Annotated in this window: 20 protein-coding genes; 14 read left to right on the top strand and 6 right to left on the bottom strand. The window is 42.0% G+C overall.

Translation table 11 applies throughout. The features are described from left to right. Window positions 1–10 precede the first annotated feature (10 nt). From aroB to AC0VYT_RS13105, 9 genes are all read left to right on the top strand, one after another. Window positions 11–1,096 (top strand): 3-dehydroquinate synthase, encoded by a 1,086-nt coding sequence (gene aroB, locus AC0VYT_RS13145; RefSeq protein WP_005404624.1) that lies wholly within the window; start codon window positions 11–13, stop codon window positions 1,094–1,096. A gap of 7 nt (window positions 1,097–1,103) precedes the next feature. Then, entirely contained in the window at window positions 1,104–1,967 is an 864-nt protein-coding gene (locus tag AC0VYT_RS13140; RefSeq protein ID WP_005024218.1) for a hypothetical protein, read from the top strand. 468 nt (window positions 1,968–2,435) lie between these two features. Further along, a complete protein-coding gene (gene gltB, locus AC0VYT_RS13135) occupies window positions 2,436–6,905 on the top strand; it encodes a glutamate synthase large subunit (protein WP_005405250.1) in 4,470 nt (1,489 codons plus the stop codon). 72 nt (window positions 6,906–6,977) lie between these two features. Beyond that, on the top strand, window positions 6,978–8,399 hold the full coding sequence (locus AC0VYT_RS13130) for an FAD-dependent oxidoreductase (RefSeq protein ID WP_005018072.1): 1,422 nt from the start codon (window positions 6,978–6,980) through the stop codon (window positions 8,397–8,399). A gap of 372 nt (window positions 8,400–8,771) precedes the next feature. Further along, the gene (locus AC0VYT_RS13125; RefSeq protein WP_005405249.1) at window positions 8,772–9,635 is read left to right on the top strand and encodes a metal-dependent hydrolase; all 864 of its coding nucleotides are present in this window, start codon (window positions 8,772–8,774) and stop codon (window positions 9,633–9,635) included. A 220-nt stretch (window positions 9,636–9,855) separates the two neighbouring features. Then, a complete protein-coding gene (locus tag AC0VYT_RS13120; protein WP_005018078.1) occupies window positions 9,856–10,446 on the top strand; it encodes a LemA family protein in 591 nt (196 codons plus the stop codon). 21 nt (window positions 10,447–10,467) lie between these two features. Continuing rightward, on the top strand, window positions 10,468–11,532 hold the full coding sequence (locus tag AC0VYT_RS13115; RefSeq protein WP_034671891.1) for a TPM domain-containing protein: 1,065 nt from the start codon (window positions 10,468–10,470) through the stop codon (window positions 11,530–11,532). Beyond that, on the top strand, window positions 11,526–12,086 hold the full coding sequence (locus AC0VYT_RS13110; protein ID WP_248130344.1) for a TPM domain-containing protein: 561 nt from the start codon (window positions 11,526–11,528) through the stop codon (window positions 12,084–12,086). Before AC0VYT_RS13115 ends, AC0VYT_RS13110 begins: the two co-directional genes overlap by 7 nt. Window positions 12,087–12,286: 200 nt before the next feature. Then, window positions 12,287–12,769 carry a pilin gene (locus AC0VYT_RS13105; RefSeq protein WP_248130345.1) on the top strand — a complete coding sequence of 161 codons (483 nt, stop codon included), beginning with the start codon at window positions 12,287–12,289 and terminating at the stop codon, window positions 12,767–12,769. A gap of 64 nt (window positions 12,770–12,833) precedes the next feature. On the opposite strand, the gene bfr is transcribed toward AC0VYT_RS13105, so the two are convergent. From bfr to gmk, 6 genes are all read right to left on the bottom strand, one after another. After that, window positions 12,834–13,298 (bottom strand): heteropolymeric bacterioferritin subunit Bfr, encoded by a 465-nt coding sequence (gene bfr / locus AC0VYT_RS13100; RefSeq protein ID WP_248130346.1) that lies wholly within the window; start codon window positions 13,296–13,298, stop codon window positions 12,834–12,836. A 306-nt stretch (window positions 13,299–13,604) separates the two neighbouring features. After that, window positions 13,605–13,799 (bottom strand): bacterioferritin-associated ferredoxin, encoded by a 195-nt coding sequence (locus AC0VYT_RS13095; protein ID WP_005018142.1) that lies wholly within the window; start codon window positions 13,797–13,799, stop codon window positions 13,605–13,607. Between the two features lie 221 nt (window positions 13,800–14,020). Further along, window positions 14,021–14,404 (bottom strand): RidA family protein, encoded by a 384-nt coding sequence (locus AC0VYT_RS13090; protein WP_005024272.1) that lies wholly within the window; start codon window positions 14,402–14,404, stop codon window positions 14,021–14,023. An 88-nt stretch (window positions 14,405–14,492) separates the two neighbouring features. Beyond that, window positions 14,493–16,592, bottom strand: coding sequence for a RelA/SpoT family protein (locus tag AC0VYT_RS13085; RefSeq protein WP_005024275.1), 2,100 nt, complete (start codon window positions 16,590–16,592; stop codon window positions 14,493–14,495). A 204-nt stretch (window positions 16,593–16,796) separates the two neighbouring features. Continuing rightward, window positions 16,797–17,078, bottom strand: a complete 282-nt coding sequence (gene rpoZ, locus AC0VYT_RS13080; protein ID WP_005024277.1) for a DNA-directed RNA polymerase subunit omega — start codon at window positions 17,076–17,078, stop codon at window positions 16,797–16,799. A 76-nt stretch (window positions 17,079–17,154) separates the two neighbouring features. Continuing rightward, window positions 17,155–17,778: a guanylate kinase gene (gmk, locus tag AC0VYT_RS13075; RefSeq protein WP_005018152.1), complete on the bottom strand. Its 624-nt coding sequence runs from the start codon at window positions 17,776–17,778 to the stop codon at window positions 17,155–17,157. Window positions 17,779–17,911: 133 nt separating this feature from the next. On the opposite strand from gmk, the gene ispH reads away from it, so the two are divergent. From ispH to AC0VYT_RS13050, 5 genes are all read left to right on the top strand, one after another. Next, window positions 17,912–18,862 carry a 4-hydroxy-3-methylbut-2-enyl diphosphate reductase gene (gene ispH / locus AC0VYT_RS13070; RefSeq protein WP_005018168.1) on the top strand — a complete coding sequence of 317 codons (951 nt, stop codon included), beginning with the start codon at window positions 17,912–17,914 and terminating at the stop codon, window positions 18,860–18,862. A 152-nt stretch (window positions 18,863–19,014) separates the two neighbouring features. Next, complete coding sequence (locus AC0VYT_RS13065) at window positions 19,015–19,446, top strand: pilus assembly FimT family protein (protein WP_005405241.1); 432 nt, start codon at window positions 19,015–19,017, stop codon at window positions 19,444–19,446. Beyond that, complete coding sequence (pilV, locus tag AC0VYT_RS13060) at window positions 19,443–20,015, top strand: type IV pilus modification protein PilV (RefSeq protein WP_005405240.1); 573 nt, start codon at window positions 19,443–19,445, stop codon at window positions 20,013–20,015. Before AC0VYT_RS13065 ends, pilV begins: the two co-directional genes overlap by 4 nt. Continuing rightward, window positions 20,016–21,065, top strand: coding sequence for a PilW family protein (locus AC0VYT_RS13055; RefSeq protein ID WP_005405239.1), 1,050 nt, complete (start codon window positions 20,016–20,018; stop codon window positions 21,063–21,065). After that, complete coding sequence (locus AC0VYT_RS13050) at window positions 21,065–21,844, top strand: PilX N-terminal domain-containing pilus assembly protein (protein WP_005405238.1); 780 nt, start codon at window positions 21,065–21,067, stop codon at window positions 21,842–21,844. Before AC0VYT_RS13055 ends, AC0VYT_RS13050 begins: the two co-directional genes overlap by 1 nt. Window positions 21,845–21,855: the final 11 nt, after the last annotated feature.

The raw sequence follows: 21,855 nt of genomic DNA, 5'->3' as shown, positions 1-21,855 counted from the left end.
TCCAGACTGTATGCAAACCTTATATGTTGAATTAGGCGATCGCCGTTATCCTATTTTTATTGGTAGTGATCTGAGTCCTCAGACTTTGCTTGAACCTTATATTCTGGGCAAGCAGGTTATGATTGTAACCAATACCACTCTCGAAAAACTTTACTTGAACCATTATGTAAGTGCGGTTAAATCTCTGGATAAAGTAGTCGCTACGTGTGTATTGCCCGACGGTGAACAGTATAAAAATATTCAGCATCTTAATCTGATTTTCGATGCACTTCTGCAAGCTGGCTTTAACCGGGACTGTACCGTTCTGGCGCTCGGAGGTGGTGTAATTGGAGATATGGCCGGATTTGCATCTGCCAGCTTTCAGCGTGGAGTTTATTTTATTCAGGTGCCAACGACCTTGCTTTCGCAAGTGGATTCCAGTGTCGGGGGGAAAACAGGAATTAATCACCCGCTGGGTAAAAATATGATTGGTGCTTTCCAGCAGCCACAGGTAGTTATGGCAGACATGTCACAGTTAAAGACTTTACCTGACCGTGAATTATCGGCTGGCCTTGCTGAAGTAATCAAATATGCCTTACTGGGAGACCGTGATTTTCTGGAATGGCTAGAGCAGCATATGGATCAGCTGGTTGCTCGTGATCCTGAGCTTCTGGCCGAAGCAGTGTATCGCTCCTGTGCGCATAAAGCCCGTATTGTGGCGCGTGATGAAAAAGAGCACGGCGACCGTGCGTTATTAAATCTTGGCCATACTTTTGGCCATGCGATTGAATCTTATCTGGGCTATGGAGTGTGGTTGCATGGAGAGGCAGTTGCCACCGGTATGGTCATGGCAGCAGATTTGTCTCAACGTATGGGCTGGATTTCAGCAGACGACTTGCAACGTACAAAAAATATTATTCAACGTGCAAATTTACCGATAGTATGTCCGCACATTCCGCTTGAGCAGTTTCTGGAATATATGGCACATGATAAAAAAGTTCTGAATGGCCAACTGCGTCTGGTCCTGCTGAAACAGTTGGGACAAGCTATAATTACCAGAGAATTTGACTTAAAGCTGATGAAGCAGGCAATTCTTGCAAATCAACAAGGAGCATAGGCAAAATATGGCAGCAGTTCGTATGCAACGGGACAATATTCAGCGGTATATCTGGCTGATGAGCGGATTGCTATGCCTGTTACTTGCTTTTATCTTTTGGCTGATGACAGATAAAGAGCAATTGGTTGAAGTGAAAAAAACGCCTGAGAGTGAAGCCCAAACTCAGATTCAGCCTGAGAAGGTTGGATCAATGACCCATCTTGGTGCATTGTTGGAAGAAGTTCGGCCACTTGAACTGACTACTCGAATAGTGGCTTCAGGCATTCATGAGCCTGAGTTCCGTGGTACTAAATTTATGCTGGAGAATAAGAAACTCTGGACCAATGAACTATTTCGCTCTTCTGAAGAAGATATTATTAAAAGCTTTCTGAAGAAACAGCCTCAACGTAATAATTTTATTTATTTCCGACTCAGTGGCGAAGAGCAGACAGAACAGTATGTGCTGGCTTATGGCAAGTATAAGACAGCTCAGGAAGCTGAGCAGGCGTTGGATCAATTAAATCTTGTACTCCCACCTTCGCTTAAGCCACATACACAAAAGTTTGAAGATTATGCAGCTTTTGTAAATGATTTAGGTTCAGAGGAGATGAGCGGAAGTGCAAAAGTACGTGAAATTGTCTTGAAACCGGCTGCCTTACCTAAAATTGATGAGAGCTTACTTAGCCGACCAAACCCGGCAGCTAATACAGCGCAAACCAATAATGCGCCTTCCACTGTAAAAACGACAATTACCAGAAGAGATCAAGAGGGTAATGTAGTTGATGTACAGCGTTCACAATCTAATATTCCTGTTTCGCAGCCATCACGTGCTGGTACCTCAGCTGATGCCTCTAGACCTGTTGAAAATGAAATTAGTGATCCTTTTAATTAATATTAAAATTCAGGACCTGTATAAAACTCTTCGCAATGATGCAAAATAGAGCATATTTTTTATATTTAAAATAATTTTGCACCATATTGGGTCGTAAATTGGTCTTAAAAATAAACTTACTATGCTTTTAAGTAGCTTAGATTTATGTTTTTTAAGTAATTAGTAATATTTTTAAAAGTTGGCATCTTTTTTGCTTTATTAAAAGGCTATTTGAATCTGATTTATCCGGTTGACACCAAAACTGCTCAGTTAAACTGCTAGATACTTCTCTTGCATGCTTTAAAAGAGTTCGTAGAAAGAAAAACAGAAGCCATAACCATATACCTTTCTTACAGAGTAAGCGTATATTTAGGCCGGTGACTGAGCTTTTTACATCTGCTGCTGGTTAAGAGAGCAAATTGCAAATTATAGAGAGAAAAATTGTTCGATGCCCATTAGGGGCCATGTTAAGAAGGGTACGCTATGCACATGCCATCGCCTAATACTGTAGCTCCCGCTCAAGGTTTATATCAACCCGATGAGTTTAAAGATAACTGTGGTTTTGGCCTGATCGCCCACATGCAGGGTGAAGCCAGCCATCATTTGGTCGAGACTGCAATTCATAGTTTAAGTTGCATGACTCACCGTGGCGGTATTGCTGCAGATGGTAAAACCGGTGATGGTTGTGGCTTGTTACTGGCGATGCCTAAACAGTTTTTCCGTGAAGAAGCACAAAAACTTGGCGTAAACCTGACTGAAATATTTGCTGCCGGAACCGTATTTCTAAATACTGATCCAGCCTTAGCTCACCATGCTAAACAGATTTTAAATAAAGAAATAGAAGCAGAAGGCTTAAAAGTTGCAACTTGGCGCGTAGTCCCAACAAAAACTGAAGTGTTGGGTGAAATTGCTTTGCGTTCTCTACCTGCTTTTGAACAGATTTTAGTGAACTGCCCGATGGGAGTTACTGAAGTCGAATTTAACCGCAAGCTTTTCTTGGCACGTCGTCGTGCCGAACAGCAGGTCAATGATCCACTGTTCTATGTTACCACGCTGGCTACTACTGTCATTAGCTATAAAGGTCTGATGATGCCAGAAGCGATTGCAGATTTTTATACGGATCTGGCCGATGAGCGCCTACATTCACATATCGTGGTGTTCCATCAGCGTTTCTCGACTAATACGCTGCCGCGTTGGCCACTGGCTCAGCCATTCCGCTATCTCGCACATAATGGTGAAATTAATACCATTACAGCTAACCGTAACTGGGCAATGGCGCGCACACCAAAATTTGAAAATCCGCTATTACCCGGCTTGACTGAGATGACGCCAATTGTGAACCGTACCGGTTCAGATTCATCAAGTTTAGATAATATGCTAGAAATTCTGGTGGGTGGTGGTATGGATCTGTTCCGTGCTTTGCGTATGCTGGTTCCACCAGCATGGCAAAATGTGGAAACACTCGATGCAGACTTGCGCGCATTTTATGAATTTAATTCTAAGCATATGGAAGCTTGGGATGGTCCTGCAGGTCTGGTTATTCAGGATGGCCGCCATGCGATCTGTATGCTAGACCGTAACGGACTGCGTCCGGCTCGTTGGGTAATTACCAAAAATGGCTATATTACCTTGGCATCAGAAATTGGGGTGTGGGGTTATGAGCCAGAAGATGTAATTTCTAAAGGTCGTGTTGGTCCTGGACAGATCCTCGTGATCGATACCCTGACCGGTAAGTTGCTAGACACTCAGGATGTCAACAAGCACTTGAAAAATATGCGTCCTTATCGTGCCTGGTTGCGTGACCATGCTATCCGGTTGCAAGGCAGTCCGGAGCTTGAAGAGCACCTGTGTGAAAAAGGTCTGAAAAATGAGCAGTTAAAAGCTGCACAAAAAATGTTCATGGTCAGCTTTGAAGAGCGGGACCAGCTATTGCGTCCGATTGCTGAAAGTGGACAGGAAGCTGTCGGTTCAATGGGTGATGATACTCCTATGGCCGTCTTGTCACACCAGGTTCGTCATGTATCTGATTATTTCCGTCAGCAGTTTGCGCAGGTGACCAATCCGCCAATTGATCCTTTGCGTGAATCAATCGTGATGTCACTGGAAACCTGTCTGGGTCGTGAACAGAATGTATTTGAGCAGGGACCAGAACATGCAGACCGTCTGATCATTTCAAGTCCAGTATTGTCTAACTCAAAAATGCATCAGATCCGTACATTGGGTCGCACAGGTTATGAGATTGCCGAGATTGACCTGAACTATGTCGCAGAAGAGGGTTTACAGGCTGCAATCGCGCGGATCTGTGCCGAGTCTGCTCAGGCCATTCGTGATGGTAAAACTATTCTGGTCTTATCGGACAAAAAGATTCGTGAAGGCTATCTGCCGGCAAATGCGGTCATGGTGACAGGTGCTGTCCATCATTACCTGATTCAGGCTGGCTTGCGTACCGATGCCAATATTGTGGTCGAGAGCGGCTTTGCACGTGATCCACATCAATTTGCAGTACTGTTAGGTTTTGGTGCAACAGCTATCTACCCTTATCTTGCTTATGATGTCATCAATGATCTGATTGCCAAAGGCGAACTGCTGGGTGATCCGATTCATGCGCAAGCAAACTTCCGTAAAGGTATTGAAAAAGGCCTGCTGAAAGTCCTCTCAAAAATGGGCATTTCTACCGTTGCATCTTATCGTGGCGGTCAGCTGTTTGAAGCTGTGGGTTTATCAAGTGAAGTGGTAGATACCTGCTTTGTTGGTGTACCAAGCCGTATTCAGGGCGCAACTTTTGTTGACCTTGAAAATGATCAGAAGAAACTGGCTGACTTAGCCTGGAAAGCGCGTAAGCCGATTGATCAGGGTGGTATGCTAAAATTCGTATTCGGTAAGGAATATCATGCCTTTAATCCGGATGTGATTAATGCGTTGCATAAAGCTGTGCGCTCTGGCCAGTATCAGGATTTTAAAGAATATGCACAGCTGGTTAATCAGCGTCCAATTGCCACTATTCGTGATCTATTTAAGCTGAAAACAGATAATCCGATCGCACTGGATCAGGTTGAGTCTGTAGAGTCGATTCTTCCACGTTTTGATTCTGCGGGGATGTCATTGGGTGCGTTATCTCCAGAAGCGCATGAAGCGATTGCTGTAGCAATGAATACCATTGGTGGTCGTTCAAACTCTGGTGAAGGTGGTGAAGATCCGGCACGTTACGGGACCATTCGTAACTCAAAAATCAAGCAGATTGCTTCTGGACGTTTTGGTGTAACGCCTGCTTATCTGACCTCGGCAGAAGTTTTGCAGATTAAGGTAGCTCAAGGGGCGAAACCGGGTGAAGGCGGACAGCTACCAGGTGGTAAGGTCAATAGTCTGATTGCACGCTTACGTTACTCGGTACCAGGCGTTACCCTGATTTCTCCTCCACCGCATCATGATATTTATTCAATTGAAGATTTGTCTCAGCTGATTTTTGATTTGAAACAGGTTAATCCGCAGGCTATGGTTTCAGTCAAACTGGTGTCTGAGCCAGGGGTAGGAACTATTGCAGCAGGTGTAGCCAAAGCATATGCGGACTTTATTACCATCTCTGGATATGATGGTGGTACAGCGGCCTCACCATTATCATCAATTCATCATGCCGGCTCTCCATGGGAGCTGGGCTTGGCAGAAGCGCATCAGGCCCTGCGTGTAAATGATTTGCGTGGCAAGGTGCGAGTACAGACTGATGGTGGCCTGAAGACCGGTCTGGATGTTATTAAAGCTGCAATTCTGGGTGCGGAAAGTTTCGGTTTTGGTTCTACACCAATGATTGCATTAGGCTGTAAATATCTGCGGATCTGCCACTTGAATAACTGTGCAACCGGTGTTGCAACTCAGCAGGACCATCTGCGTCATGAGCACTACATTGGTGAGCCAGAAATGCTAATTAATTTCTTCCATTTTATTGCGGAAGAAACTCGTGAATGGCTGGCTGCGCTTGGGGTCGCTTCACTCAAAGATCTGATTGGCCGTGTAGACCTACTTGAAGTATTGCCTGGTGAAACTGACAAACATGCCCATCTGGATTTAAGTGCATTACTGACTTCACATCCGGCAGCAGAAGGCAAGGCGCAGTACTGTGAGGTGCAGGGCAATGAGCCATTTGATAAAGGTCTGCTGGCTGAACGTATGGTTGAAGAGATGCTACCAGCAATTGAAGCAGGAACTACAGGGACCTTTAACTATAAAGTAGTGAACTGTGACCGTTCGATTGGAGCACGTATCTCTGGTGAGATTGCCCGTCGCTATGGAAACCTCAGTATGGAAGCCCATCCAGTAGTCATGAACCTGAATGGTACAGCAGGTCAGTCACTAGGGGTGTGGAATGCGGGTGGTCTGCATATTCGCCTTGAAGGTGATGCCAATGACTACGTTGGTAAAGGCATGGCGGGTGGCCGGATTTCGATCTTCCCGCCAAAAGGTTCGCCGTTCCAGACTCAGAATACCGCAATTATTGGTAACACCTGCCTATATGGTGCAACTGGTGGTAAACTGTTCGCGGCTGGTACAGCTGGCGAGCGTTTTGCGGTACGTAACTCTGGTGCCTTTGCAGTAATTGAAGGCGCAGGTGATCACTGCTGTGAATATATGACTGGTGGCGTGGTCACTGTCCTGGGTAAAGTTGGACATAACTTTGGCGCGGGCATGACCGGTGGTTTTGCTTATGTGCTTGACCTCGACAATGATTTTGTTGACCACTATAACCATGAGTTAATTGATCTAAACCGTATTTCGACTGAAGCGATGGAAGATCATAAAGAGTTTCTGCTGCGAATTATTGATGAGCACATTGCCGAGACAGGTAGTGCCTGGGCCTACAAGATCCGCAATGAGTTTGATTACTACAGCCGTAAATTCTGGCTGGTGAAACCAAAAGCGGCGAATCTGTTGACGTTGTTAAAAACGACTCAGGCTGATCCTCAATAATTCCACGACTGCAAATAAACAGGCAGGTACAGACTCCTGAACACGGAGCTGTGCCCACCTACGGAGAGAGACATGGCAGAACGCCTCAATAATGACTTTCAATTTCTGGATGTAGCACGTCAGGATCCAGAAAAAAAAGATATTGCTGTCCGCAAAGCAGAGTTTGTGGAGATTTATAAACCGTTTAGTCAGGATGTTGCATCTAACCAGACTCATCGCTGTTTAGGCTGTGGTAATCCATACTGTGAATGGAAGTGCCCAGTACATAACTATATTCCAAACTGGTTAAAACTGATCGCTGAAGGTCGCGTATTCCAGGCGGCGGAACTGTGCCATCAGACCAATACCCTGCCAGAAGTCTGTGGGCGTGTTTGTCCGCAAGACCGTTTATGTGAAGGTGCATGTACCCTAAATGACGGATTTGGTGCCGTAACTATTGGTAATGCTGAAAAATATATTAATGATACCGCCTTTGCACTGGGCTGGCGTCCAGATATGTCTAATGTCCAGTGGACCAGCAAAAAAGTTGCCATTATCGGTGCTGGGCCGGCGGGTCTTGGCTGTGCAGATATTCTGGTCCGTAATGGGGTAAAACCGGTAGTTTTTGATAAACGCCCGGAAATCGGTGGCCTGCTGACATTTGGTATTCCTGAATTTAAGATGGAAAAAGATGTCATGAAACGCCGCCGTGAAATCTTCACCGGTATGGGGATTGAATTCCGTTTGAACACTGAAATTGGTACAGATATCACGATCGATCAGCTACTGAATGATTTTGATGCAGTGTTCATGGGAATGGGGACTTATACCTACATGAAAGGTGGCTTTGCAGGTGAGGAATATGAAGGTGTATATGATGCTCTTGATTTCCTGATCGCCAATGTTAACCGTTGTCAGGGCTGGGAAAAAGATCCATCTGAATACATTAGTATGGAAGGAAAAAAGGTGATTGTCCTAGGTGGTGGTGATACTGCCATGGACTGTAACCGTACATCAATCCGGCAGGGCGCAGCAGAAGTAACCTGTGCTTATCGCCGTGATGAAGCCAACATGCCAGGTTCACGTCGTGAAGTACAAAATGCCCGTGAAGAAGGGGTGAACTTCCTGTTTAACCGCCAGCCTGTCGAGATTGTAGGTGAAAATGGTAAGGTGACAGGTGTTAAAGTGGTGACGACTCAACTGGGTGAACCTGATAGTCGCGGTCGTCGTAGCCCAGAGCCAATACCGGGTTCGGAAGAGATATTACCCGCAGATGCCGTGTTGCTTGCTTTTGGTTTCCGTGCTAGCCCTGCTGACTGGTTTAAGGATGTCAATATTGGACTGGATGGTTCAGGTCGTGTAGTTGCTCCAGAACTTCAAACATACAAATTCCAGACATCGAACCCGAAAATCTTTGCAGGTGGTGATATGGTTCGTGGCTCTGATCTGGTAGTCACTGCAATCTGGGAAGGCCGCCAAGCTGCTGAGGGTATTCTGGACTACCTGGACGTTTAAGTTATTATTTTAATGTATCACCTCGGGCCAGTCTTGGGGTGATTTTTATATGTCTGGTTTTTTGATTAATCGGAAAACTAGAAGAAATATTTATAATAAATCATATTATAAGTATTTGTATTTAAATAATTAAAATAAATATTTGGTCTTAAGGTAACTGTCTTAATAATTTTTCAAGCCCGCTATGTTATGAGTCATAGGTACTACATATTTTCATTATAAATATTCTTTTCAATGCATAAAAGGTCTTGTATGCCATCTATTTAATTTATCAATTTGATAGTTTTGGCTAACTAAAGCAAGCAGTTTAGCCATGTGCGTTATAGTTTTCTAAACTCATACTAATGGTATCTCCGTTAGGCAGCCATTGTGATGAATGATTTAATGACAGCAAATCCACTGTACCGGAATCGGCCAAAGGCAACAGGAATTACTGTACGTAAGTTAGACTTCAATCCAGAAAAAATTTCGCGTTATTATTTTGCTCGCTCACCTTTGATGTCACATTTTCTCACAGCGTTGTCTTCTACCTTTCCGGTAGGTGAACAGTTTTTTGTACATAGTGTCCGGAATGTACGGGATCAGATTACAGATCCGGTTTTACAAACACAGATTGCTGCTTTTATTGGACAGGAGGCTATGCACTCCAAGGCCCATACTGAATTTAATCAGGCTTGGCGTAAAGATGACTATCAGCTGGATAATTTTCAGGCATGGCTGGAACGCCAGAATAAACATGTGCGCAATTTACCGCCCAAGGTACAGCTCGCGATTACCAGTGCTTTTGAGCATTTTACAGCTTTACTTGGTGGATATATCCTCAAACATCCTGAGGTATTAAGTACACTGGATGAGGATGCCATGAAGCTTTGGGTATGGCATGCCATTGAAGAGATTGAACACCGCTCTGTTGCATTTGATGTTTATCAGCAGTTATATGCTGACCAGCGCTTGCGTCGTCGCGTGATGAAACGGGTAACTGGCGGGTTTTTTAGTCTCGCAGTCTACTCAACCGGACGTTTATTCATGCAGGATAAATGGAAAAGCCTCCCTCAAATTAAGGGTAATCTATTTGGTGCTTATCTGCTGGTTAAAATGCTGGTTCAGCTGTTTCCAGAATATTTGTCATATTATAAAAAAGACTTTCATCCTGAACAGAATGATTATTCTATTGAACTCGAATACTGGAAAAAGCATCTGGCACAAGATTATCAGATGACCGACTTTCAGTATTAACTCTCAGTTTAATATTGAAAGAATAGTAGGGTTTTATCTATCGTCTCTTATAAATTTTTACTAATAATTTTAATAAATTAAAGCTTTTTCAGGCTTTCCCAGCCTGTTCCTTCCTTGAATTTCCTTGCTCATCTTTAAAATAAAGCAACACAAATAGCTTAAATTATATTTACAATGACTTTAAATGAACAAATACAAATAAATATTAGAGGATAGCTGCATGAAAATGCTGAGTAAAAGCCTAATCGCTCTCATTCTGGCCAGTACATTAAGCCTTTCAGGCTGTGGTTATAACACTTTACAGGTGAAAGATGAGGCAGTAACTGCTGCTTGGTCCGAAGTACAAAACCAGTACCAGCGCCGCGCTGATCTTGTACCGAATCTGGTCAATGTTGTTAAAGGCTATGCCAAACACGAAGAACAGGTACTCACTGAAGTAACTCAAGCGCGTGCCAATGTGGCCGGGCTAAAAGTAGATCGTGAAGTACTGGAAGATCCTGAATTATTTCAACGCTATCAGCAGGCACAAAGCCAGTTGACCGGTGCATTATCACGCCTGATTGCAGTTTCAGAAAACTACCCTGACCTGAAAGCAAATGAACAGTTTCGTGATTTACAGGTCCAGCTTGAAGGTACCGAGAACCGTATTGCTGTAGCACGTAACCGCTACATTAGCAGCGTGCAGGACTTTAACTCTTATGCCCGTCAGTTCCCGCAGGTTATGACAGCAAAAGTCATTGGTATGGAACCTAAACCAAACTTTACTGCTGAAGCTGGTGCACAAAAAGCTCCAACCGTATCTTTTGAATAAACTTAAAAAAGGGGGATGATAATGCAGAATAAATTTGCAGCTCAAGCGACCATCCCTTTTTGTATTATACGGCTGTGTTTGCTCAGTATAGTCCTGCTAAGCGGTCAAGCGGTTTGGAGTGAACCTGTAGAAAATGACACAACTGAAGCTGTGGTGTTAGGTAAGGTTTTACAAAACCAGCAACAGGCCAGCCATACCGCGACAGACCCCGTGTCTACGTCTGCACGAACTAAAACACCTGAAGTTAATAATGATATGGCGGAAGGTGAGTCTATTCGTGGGTTACCGACTTTAAATCAACCAGTAGTAGATCAGGCGGGACTTCTTACTGCTGCTGAAAAGCAGGCAATTGATCAGAAAATTTTAAATCTCTATCAGCAGGGCAAGGCACAGGTTGGAATAATTATTGTACCCACTACAGGACAAGAAGATATTTTTGACTTTGCTATGCGTGCCGCAAACCAGTGGAAACTGGGTTCAGCCGAACAGGATAATGGACTGTTAATGGCTATCGCAGTAAATGACCATCGCATTCAAATTCTTTCAGGATATGGCCTTGAGGGCGTATTACCTGATATTGTGCTAAGTAGGATTATCCGTAATCAGATTACACCCTTTTTTAAACAGGGGCAGTATGTACAGGGAATTAATGCCGGTTTAAATGAGATTGAGCGTATTTTAAATCTTGATCCCGAAATTGCACAGCGGGCGGCCGAGCAGTTGAAATTACAACAAGAACAGGCACTGCATGAGCAGCAAGCCAAAGAGCGCACCTTTAACATGGGGCTGTTTATTTTAATTGCCGGTATTTTCGGTTCATTTATTGTCGGTAATCGTTTAAGTGCTTCCACTGCTGGTGTAGCTGCAGTTGCTGCAGGTCTGGTAAATGGTGCAGGTATAATTACCAGTTTATTACTCGGTTTTGGGATTTTCTTTTTACTAATTACTTCAATTGCCCAGACCATACTACATCTTTTTATTGCTTCACGTGGTGGAGGCGGTGGTGGCAGAGGCGGATTTGGTGGAGGTGGCTTTAGTGGTGGAGGCGGTGGCTTTGGCGGGGGAGGAGCATCAGGCTCATGGTAACTAAAACAGATACGACAGAGATTGTCACACAGCCAAAATTAGAAGAGAAAACTTCTCATAGTTTAAAACGCTGGTTTAAACACTTCTTTTATATGCCAGCCAGCAAGCGGTATTTCACTCGTGAAGACCAGAATGCGATTGCCCAAGCAGTACAACAGGCTGAACAGGGACATGTTGGTGAAATTCAGGTAGTGGTTGAAGGTCACATTCCCTGTCAACAGGCTTATAGTCAAGATACCTGTTTGCGCGCCCGGCAGCTTTTTGCAGAGTTAGGCGTCTGGGATACCGAATATAATAGTGGGGTTCTTTTATATCTGAACCTGTGTGAACGTACTGTTGAGATCGTAATTGATCGTGGCATAAAGCAGGCTACTGAGCAGCATACCTGGAATGAAATCTGTCAGCAGATTACTGCCGGTTTAAAACAGCAGCAGTACCGTGAGGCAGTGGTAGAAGGTATATTAAGTATTGGACAGGTTTTAAACAGTTTTTATGTGAACCAAGTCATTGATGATAACAATGAAATAGAAAACCGTCCTATTATATTAAATTAATGAGATGTATTTTTAGACTGATAGTGACAATTTTTGTCAATTTATGACAATTAAATTAGAGGTAGATTAAAGTGAAAAAATTTATTTATATAAGTGTCTGTTCTTTTAGCAAAAATAATTATAATATGCCTTGGCACAGTTAGTGCTATATATAAATTAGCTGTACAGCTATATAAAAAACACATGTGGTGGAGAATGTTATGAATACACAAAAAGGTTTTACCTTAATCGAACTCATGATCGTGGTTGCGATCATTGGTATTTTGGCAGCAATTGCGATTCCGGCTTATCAAGATTATACAGTACGTGCAAAAGTTACAGAAGGTTTAAACTTAGCCAGCCCGGCAAAAGCTATTGTTGCTGAAAATGCATCTAACGCTCAACCTTTAGGCCGAGGATATGACGGTGCTAAAACAGCTAATGTAGACAGTATTGAAATTGCACAAGATACTGGTGCAATTACTATAACTTATACAGCTGCTGCTGGCGCCACTACTGGAAAAAATACTATTGTATTAACGCCGACTTATAAAGCGACCCCAACTGCAACAACACAAACAGCTTTATCAGGCACTGCTACAGCAAGTACTGTACCTACAGGTGCAATCGAATGGGGTTGTACTGGAACAATGCCAAATAAATATTTACCAGCAAACTGCCGTACTACAGCTACAACTGATTAATTTAATTAAAATAAAAAATAGCCTTGCAATAAGGCTATTTTTTTATAATATAAAAAATAAAAATTTATATATGACTCTGAATATAGTTCTCAATTCCCACACTTTGAATTAAATCCTGCTGGGTTTCTAACCAGTCCCAATACTCTTCTTCAGATTCTAGAATTTCTTGTACCATATCACGGGTTACATAATCCATAAGCTGTTCAGATAACAACACAGCTTTTTGTAAGGCTTCAATATTCTCTTTTACCTTACGCACATCACAAGAGAGAACCTCTTCAGTATGCTGGCCAATATACAGCTTACCAAGGTGCTGCAAATTCGGTAGTCCTTCTAAAAATAAAATCCGTTCAATAATTTTATCGGCGTGCTTCATCTGGTGAATAGACTCTTTGTACTCGGCTGAACCCAGCTTTCCAATCCCCCAATCATTGAACATACGGGAATGTAAAAAGTACTGGTTAATAGCGGTCAGTTGATGATAAAGCACTTGGTTGAGCTGATTGATTACATCACGATTGCCTTTCATTGTAAGTTCTCCATAAACAATTTCTGCCTTATGAAAGATATAAGGCAATCTATAGAGTTATCTTAGCGAACCCATCCATGAATGGCGAGTAATTTATAGAACAGCAAATGAAAATCGCAATCAGAAACACAGCAGCTTTTATGGTGGAGAATAAAAACCCGCCTAGAGTCACAAGCGGGGAGGAGAAGATGATCGATTGATCATGAGAGAGTTCTTGCATAAATCTTTTAATTCTCTTCACAAGAAACTTGAAGCTGAACCTTAATTTATGCAAGAAGAATCTTTATTGTCATTATATTTTGGGGCTTAAGCCGCTACAGAAATACGTGCTGCAATTTCGGACAGTTCATCACTGATAATACTACGTGCTTCTGGGGCACAACGACCACAGCAGGTTCCTAGGTCAAGTAAATCACGAATTTCACGATAGCTTTCTGCACCATTGGCAACAGCATCTTTGATATCTTGATCAGTAATTCCACGGCACAGGCAAACGTACATATCGGCGCTAACCACAGTAATATAAACGGGATAAGTGATATTATTGATAATTATTATCGTTTGTCAATGAAATTCATTTAAAAAGGCTATTTTTTTAATTGGCTTTTTGAATAAAAAATATCACCTGAGCGGAAATCTGGGTATTACATAGATTGCCGCACAAAGTGATTCATGATTTAGATTTGATTATTTAAGATTAAAGTGCTGATGAATTTTATAAGTTATTGATTAATAATAACGATACCGTCCATCTCAACCAGAGCTCCTTTAGGTAGGCTTGCTACGCCTAAAGCAGCACGCGCCGGATAGGGCTGAGCAAAATATTCACCCATAATCTGGTTAACCAGCTGGAAATGGGAAAGATCAGTCAGGTAAATATTGAGTTTGGCAATATCAGCCAATGTGCCGCCAGCAGCTTCACACACAGCTTTTAAATTATCAAAGACGCGGCGAACCTGTGCTTCGATGCCATCGACCAGCTCCATACTGTAAGGGTCTAAACCAATCTGACCAGACAGGTAAAGTGTTTCACCAACCAAAATAGCTTGAGAGTAGGTACCAATAGCAGCTGGAGCGTTTTCAGTATGAATCACTTGGCGGGACATCGATTTCTCCTTGATTTTTGACCTGTCTGATCATAAACCATGCCAGGCAGTGACAAAAGTACTAATCGATATAACTGATCAACTTGATTTAACTGGCATTCTGGACCAAAGCAACTGGCATAGACAAACGGCTAATACGTGGAAAACCAAAATGCATGCGTAAATCGCGAATGATTTGGGCAATCTGACGACGGTTATTGACTACGATGTTGACATAAGTCCGGTCATCCTGCGATTGAACCATTTCCACTCCGGTCTTGGCTTTACGACATTGATAGATCAAGTCAGAAATCTGCTCGTCATCCATTGCCATGTCGATACACAGATAAGCAGTGAAACTGACTTCTTCCTCACTTTCTGAATTCCAGTGTAGCGGCATGATCGTTTCCGGATGCAGATGCTGTTCATGCATTAAATTATTACAACGGGCCCGATGTACAATTAAGCCACGGCGTGACAGATGGCCCTGAATCGGGTCGCCCAAGACCGGGTTGCAACAGTGCGCATATTTCACATCTACGCCATCTGTGCCTTGTATTAGGCGTTGTGAATTATATTCTTCATCAGCCTGTTCCTGAGCATAAAGGTGATTAGCAACCAGTTGCGGCAGCAGGTCACCTACTGCGATTTGTTCAAACAGACTTTCTTTATGTTCAATATGGCGCCATTGCAAAAGATCAACCCAATCAGCATCAGACAAATCTTTTATTGAGCGATTGAACATCTTCAATGCCCGATTCAAAGCTTGCTGACCTACTAAACGCTGCTCATCAATATCCTGATCTTTTAAAATATTCTGTAAGGCACGACGTGCTTTTTGTGTGTTGATAAAGCTGAGCCAGTCTGGATTTGGAGTTGCCAATACATCTGTAATAATCTCAACCACCTGTCCACTGACCAGAGGCGTAGAAAGCGGTCGTATTTCTCCATTAATTTTGGCACCAACGGCATGGTTACCTAAAAACAGACTGGCTGCATAGGCAAAATCAACCACGGTAGCACCTTGAGGAAGTTCATGCAGATGACCGTGTGGAGTATAAACCCAGATTTTTTCCTGATGCAGATAATCCAGCAAATCATTAAAAGTGGTTTTAGCACATTCGCCATCAATCAGCGTATTCAGATTTTGCATAGAAGCCTGAATAGCCGAGCGGCAAGCTTGTGGTGCACTTTCACCTAATACCACACCAAAGCGCGCGGCCTTACGCATCAGTTCAGTCTGAATGGTTAAAGACAAGGTAGTCTGTTCGCCCTTAAGTTTCATCAGAAGCGATTGATTACCACCGGGCAGGGGACGACGGATATGGTCTTCAAACTGTAAAACCTGAAAATTCTGCTCTAAAGCCTCAACCAGGCGATCACAGTCAGCAATACTTTGCAAAATAATCTCGAATGCATGGCTATGGGTTAGCTCTTGCAGATTCATCTCATTTTTAACAAAATGTCGTAATAGTTCAATATTGTTATCTTTCTTCTTAATTCGCCCTTCAAGATGATAAGCTTTTAACAGCTCTCCAAGCTTCTGTTCCCATATTGCCTGAAACTGGCAACGTTTTGGCTTGGTCTGTTTGAGTGCTTCCTGAACATTATCAAACATATCAAGGTCAAGATTCTGATAACACAAATGCTCGAGGTTATCAGCCATCTCGTTCATACCCACAATACGCGCCATAGGTACAAAAATATCAAAGGTTTCTTGGGCAATACGCGCACGCTTGTCAGGGCGTAAGGCATCCAGTGTAGTCATATTATGGTAGCGGTCAGCCAGTTTAATAATAATGACACGCGGATCTTGTAAAGTGGCCTGCAAAATTTTGCGGAAGGACGCAGCCTTATTATATTGTTTGTCACTGGAATGCGTTAGCTTGGTAACACCATCTACCAGCTCGGCAACTACAGGACCAAATTTTTCTTTAATATCTTCTTTCGAAAAATCGGTATCTTCTACCACGTCGTGCATCAAGGCAGCCATCAGTGTTTCACTGTCAAGACGCATATGCGCCAGAATACAGGTCACAGCAATCGGATGCAGTATATAGGGCTCGCCACTTTTACGGGTAATGCCGGTGTGTGCAAGATCAGCAAAATCACAGGCCGCAAGTACACGCTCGACGTCGTCTGGACTTAAATACGCATCGATAATCATTTTGAGCTGTAATCTGGCTTGGCTGACCTCTTCGCCTGGCATAAATCACCCTTTACTGATAGTTTTCAGTTAAATTTAACAATCTTCTAATGAAAATCATATTGCTTCACTTGTCAATTTTTTACAGGCAAAAAATAGCAATTTTTTTCAATCAGACCTATTGTTTTTGCCGATTTTTAAAACATTCAATTCCCTTGGAATAAAAAGGCCTAGTATTGAACTAGGCCTTTTTAGAGAAGCTTGGTCTTATTGAAAAGAGAAACCTTCAAGATTCAGATTATTCGCAGACAGGGCCAAATCAAGGCTAGAAGTCTGATAATCCTGATCACGCTGTTTCAGGATGTCTTTAGAAACGTGACCAGCTGCAATTTCACGTAAAGCAACTACAGTCGGTTTGTCATTGTCCCATTCAACAGTAGGCTCAATGCCTTGTCGTGCAAGTTGACGCGCGCGCTTGCTTGCCACTAGTACAAGCTCAAAGCGGTTGTCTACATGGTCTAAACAATCTTCAACGGTTACGCGTGCCATAAGAGTTCTCGTTTATTTCAATATAAAATCTGGGCTAGACTGCACAGTATAAAATGCTTTTAGGCTTGACTCAAGTTTATTCACTTACCGGGCTGATGAGTTTTTCGATCAGGCCTTGATGACGATTAGCTTGCTGGACCATGGTAAGGCGGTTAGCATTGATTACAGACTCAAGATCGTGCAAGGCTTTATTGAAATCATCATTAATGATTAAATAATCAAAATTGACATACTGCTGCATGTCTTCAACCGCACAGCTCAGGCGGTGTTCAATTACCTCAACGCTGTCAGTACCGCGATTAGATAAACGCTGACGCAAGTCAAACTGACTTGGCGGTAGAATAAAAATCTGTCTGGAATCAGGAAAAATCTTGCGAACCTGCTCGGCACCTTGCCAGTCAATCTCAAGTAAAACATCATGTCCTTTAGCCAGCTGTTCTTTTACAGTGGCCTGTGATGTCCCATAATAATTACCAAAAACTTCTGCATATTCTACAAAACCGCCCTCTTCAACTTGGGCCAGAAATTCTTCTTTACTGGTAAAATGATAGTGTACACCGTTCAGCTCGCCGGGACGCTGACCACGAGTCGTATGGGAAACAGATACATGCAAATTGCTGACACGTTCAAGAAGGGCTTTAACAAGAGATGTTTTGCCTGTTCCTGACGCAGCAGAAACGACAAACAATAGACCCGACATGATATTTTTCCTGATATGATAAAATATCTTCTCTATTTTAGAGCAGAGCGCGCCTAAACTAAATAGTTGAGCTGAAATAGTTGGCGGGTTCTGACAAAAATATTCAGCCGTTTAAGTGAACATTGAGGATCTTATGGAAATTGTATTGGCCAATCCACGCGGGTTCTGTGCAGGTGTAGACCGAGCCATTGCGATCGTCAACCGTGCACTTGAATGCTTTAACCCGCCCATTTATGTTCGTCACGAGGTGGTACATAACAAATTTGTAGTAGATGATCTGCGGCAGCGTGGCGCCATCTTTGTTGATGAACTGGATGAAGTACCAGACGATAATATTGTTATTTTTAGTGCTCATGGAGTTTCCAAGGCAGTCCAGCTAGAAGCTGAACGTCGTGGTCTGAAAGTATTTGATGCAACTTGCCCCTTGGTGACTAAAGTTCATATTGAGGTAACCAAGTATGCACGTGAAGGTATAGAAGCAATTCTGATCGGGCATCAAGGTCATCCGGAAGTTGAGGGAACCATGGGGCAGTACGATAAAAGCCAAGGTGGCGATATTTATCTGGTTGAAGATGAACAGGATGTTGAGGCCTTAATTGTGCGTAATCCTGAAAAAGTTGCTTTTGTTACCCAGACGACCTTATCTATTGATGATACGGCTAAAGTAATTGATGCATTGCGTAAGAAATTTCCTCATATTCAGGGACCACGCAAAGATGATATTTGTTATGCCACACAGAACCGCCAAGATGCAGTGCGTGATCTCTCGAAGCAATGTGATGTTGTACTAGTAGTGGGTTCCCCCAATTCTTCTAATTCTAACCGATTACGTGAATTGGCAGAACGTATGGGTAAGACAGCCTATTTGGTAGATAATGCTGATCAGCTGGAACATGGCTGGTTTAGACAAACTACCAAAATTGGTGTAACCGCTGGAGCATCTGCGCCAGAAATTTTAATCAAACAGGTAATTCAGCGCCTGCAGGATTGGGGAGCCCAAGCACCGCAGGAACTTTCAGGCTGTGAAGAAAATATTACTTTTAGCCTGCCTAAAGAATTAAGAATTCCTGTAACGCAGGCTTAAATATAAATTTTTATTAGCTTTTAAAGTTTTAAAACAGATAGTTGTTAAATAACGGTTATCTGTTTTTTTATACCCTTTATCTGTTCTGTATATGTTCTGTTAATGTAAACTGTATTATTTAAAAGACGTCAAAATTTTGACAGGAGGCGATCATGCAACTCAAGCGCGGTTTTACGTTGGTTGAATTGATGGTCACTATTGCGGTAATAGTAATTCTTGCTACTATCGCTGCACCTTCTATGAATAATTTAATAGCAAAGCAAAGACTTAATTCAGCAATTAGAGAGCTTTCAAATACTCTAGGTAAAGCACGCAGTCAAGCTGCACTTTTAAGAATAGAGGTGACAGTGATTCTGAATACTGATAACTCTAATACTGCGAATACTTTTTATTGGAATCCGGTGGACTATAATCGTCTCATTTCTTCTACAAGTAATATTACCTTTAATCCGGACGGAACAGTTAAAAATTCATCGGGTGATATTGATTTCATAGTGTGTAACTCCAAAACAAAAACTACAAAGACAATTACTTTAACTAAGATAGGAACTCAGTACATAAAGCCAGAAGGAACATGTACATGAATTATAGAAAAAAGAATCAAGGCGTTGGTATGGTGGAAGTATTAGTAGCGCTGACTTTACTGGCTATAGGGGTTTTAGGTTTTACTGCTCTTCAGTTAAGGGCAGTAGATGCTACAGCAGAGGCAAATAATCGTATCCAGGCAATGAATTTAGCACGTGATCTGGCAGAGAGAATCAGAGCCAACCAAGTTGGATTGTCTAAGAGTATTGTCGTAAAAGATAGCACAGGCAAGGATACTAACCAAAAAATTAGTGCCTATATGAATGCCTTCGCTTCAAAACAATATGTGGAGTCTTATAGTTGGAGCGGACAAAACTGTTATCAAAGTAAAAGATGCAGCAGTACAGAGTTGGCAAATCAGGATGCTAATCAAATTCTATATAAGGCTTTTTTGATTGGGATGAAAGTAGGGTTAAGTGATTGTGCTGGTGCTTTAAAAGGCGAAAGAAGCTGCATTTATGTAGCTTGGGGAGATTCGCAGCCAACTGATGGGAGTAGTTCTACAAGTTGTACTAACAATGGAAGTTATACGATGACTTCACAGTGTGTGGTATTAGAGGCCTATTAAATGAATATTAAAAATAATCAGTTAGGGTTTACATTAGTTGAACTGATGGTCTCTATAGTTTTAGGATTATTAATTGTAGCTGCAGCCTCTCAGCTTTTTATAACAGGGCAAACAAGTTTAAATCTACAGCGGGCAATGGCTGAAATACAAGATAATGGTAATTTTGGGCTCAATTATCTTATTCAGGATATTAGAAAAGCTAATCTTGACGCGGCTCAGGCCGTTATTAATGATCGTAATTTATATGGAGGTATAGTTCTGACTGGTTTGGCGAGCTATCCAGCTAGTCTGACGCCGGCTGAACAGGAGATAATAACAGCTAATCTCCCATATACTTTAAGCTCTGCTAATATTCCTAAAACCTTAATGACACGAGGTGCTGGTCAGTCTACAGGAAGTGGTAATCAGTGGACAGGCGCTAGTAATGCAATCGGTTCAGCAGGTGATAGTAGTATTGTATCGGCAAGTGATCAGTTAGTAATTCAATATAAGGCAGTAGAACCAAATACCACTGACTGTGAAGGTAATATAATAAATCAAAATGATATTACTGATGGAACTTATATAGTACAGCGCTACTTTTTAAGAAGAGATGGTAGCGACAGTAATAATTTGGCTCTTGCTTGTGACGCAGGGCGATATAAAACAAAGGTTGCCACTTTACCTACATCAATTAGTGGTTACGGTGGGGCAGGAGAGATTATCATGCGCCGTGTAGATCATTTTCATCTTTTACTGGGTATAAAAGAAAATAATACTGACGATTTTCGTTATGTTTCTATAAGCGAATATATGGGTAATAACTCTAATGATCTCACCCTTACTAATATACTGCCTAGACCGCGTATTATGTCACTTCAAATAGGGTTATTAGTAAGGGGTAGTGAAAATATGAATGATAGTCTGGTTACTAATATCCAAGAATATAATTTGTTAGATCAAAAGTTAAATTTAACGCCTGCTGCCCAGAATTCTGGTAAATATCTCCGTCAGATTATCACTCAGACTATAGCTCTTCGTAACGGCTACGGTTTAACGGAGGAGTTATAATGAGTTATATAAGACAGAAAGGCGCTACATTAATTGTTGTATTGATCCTATTGGTCATTATAACTATCGTTGGTACTCTTGCGATTCGCCAAAGTATTACAAGTTTAGCAATCGCTACCAATAGTCAAGCTCAGACCTTATTAATGCAAACAGCAGACAGTATATTTTTTACAATAGAACGTGATAACGCTGTTTTAGCAAATTTACAGAAAAATATAAGTGCATTAGGCTTATTTGGTGTGGTTAAGCCTGATTCATATATTAATAAAGAGCTCGTATTTTGTTATCGACCTAAAAATAGAAGTAATCTTTTTAATTTACGCGACTCCAGCATAGTATATTGGAATAGTCAAAGCTCAATTAATAATACCGAGCTCGGTATTAGTGGTTTTTGTAAAATACAAAATAGTGATTATAGTAGTGGTAGAGCAGCCGTAATTACACAAGTGGCTGTGAAAAAAGGAAGTTTAGATTCTGACACACCATTTAAATTTTTTCCTATAGGCACTGATAATACAACAGTACAATTACAGGAAGTTCAGCCTGTGAGAATTATTGTAACTTCGGTTATTCCTGGTGCAGCAGTCTCTACTAATTTACCAAATGGCGTAAGCAATTTCGACAGTGCCGTAGAAAATTGTTTCAAGAATTATACCAATGATAATGTAGAGGCTTATCCTACAAATGACACAGTAGCAGACTGCTTTGCAAAATTAGGTGTTCCTTATAATCGACAGGTTATGGATTATGCAGTTATCAACTATGCCACTAAAAGTTGATTAGAAGATGG

It is taken from the genome of Acinetobacter sp. QJM3NY_42, from assembly GCF_056173745.1.
This window is presented reverse-complemented; position numbering and strand designations above follow the sequence as displayed.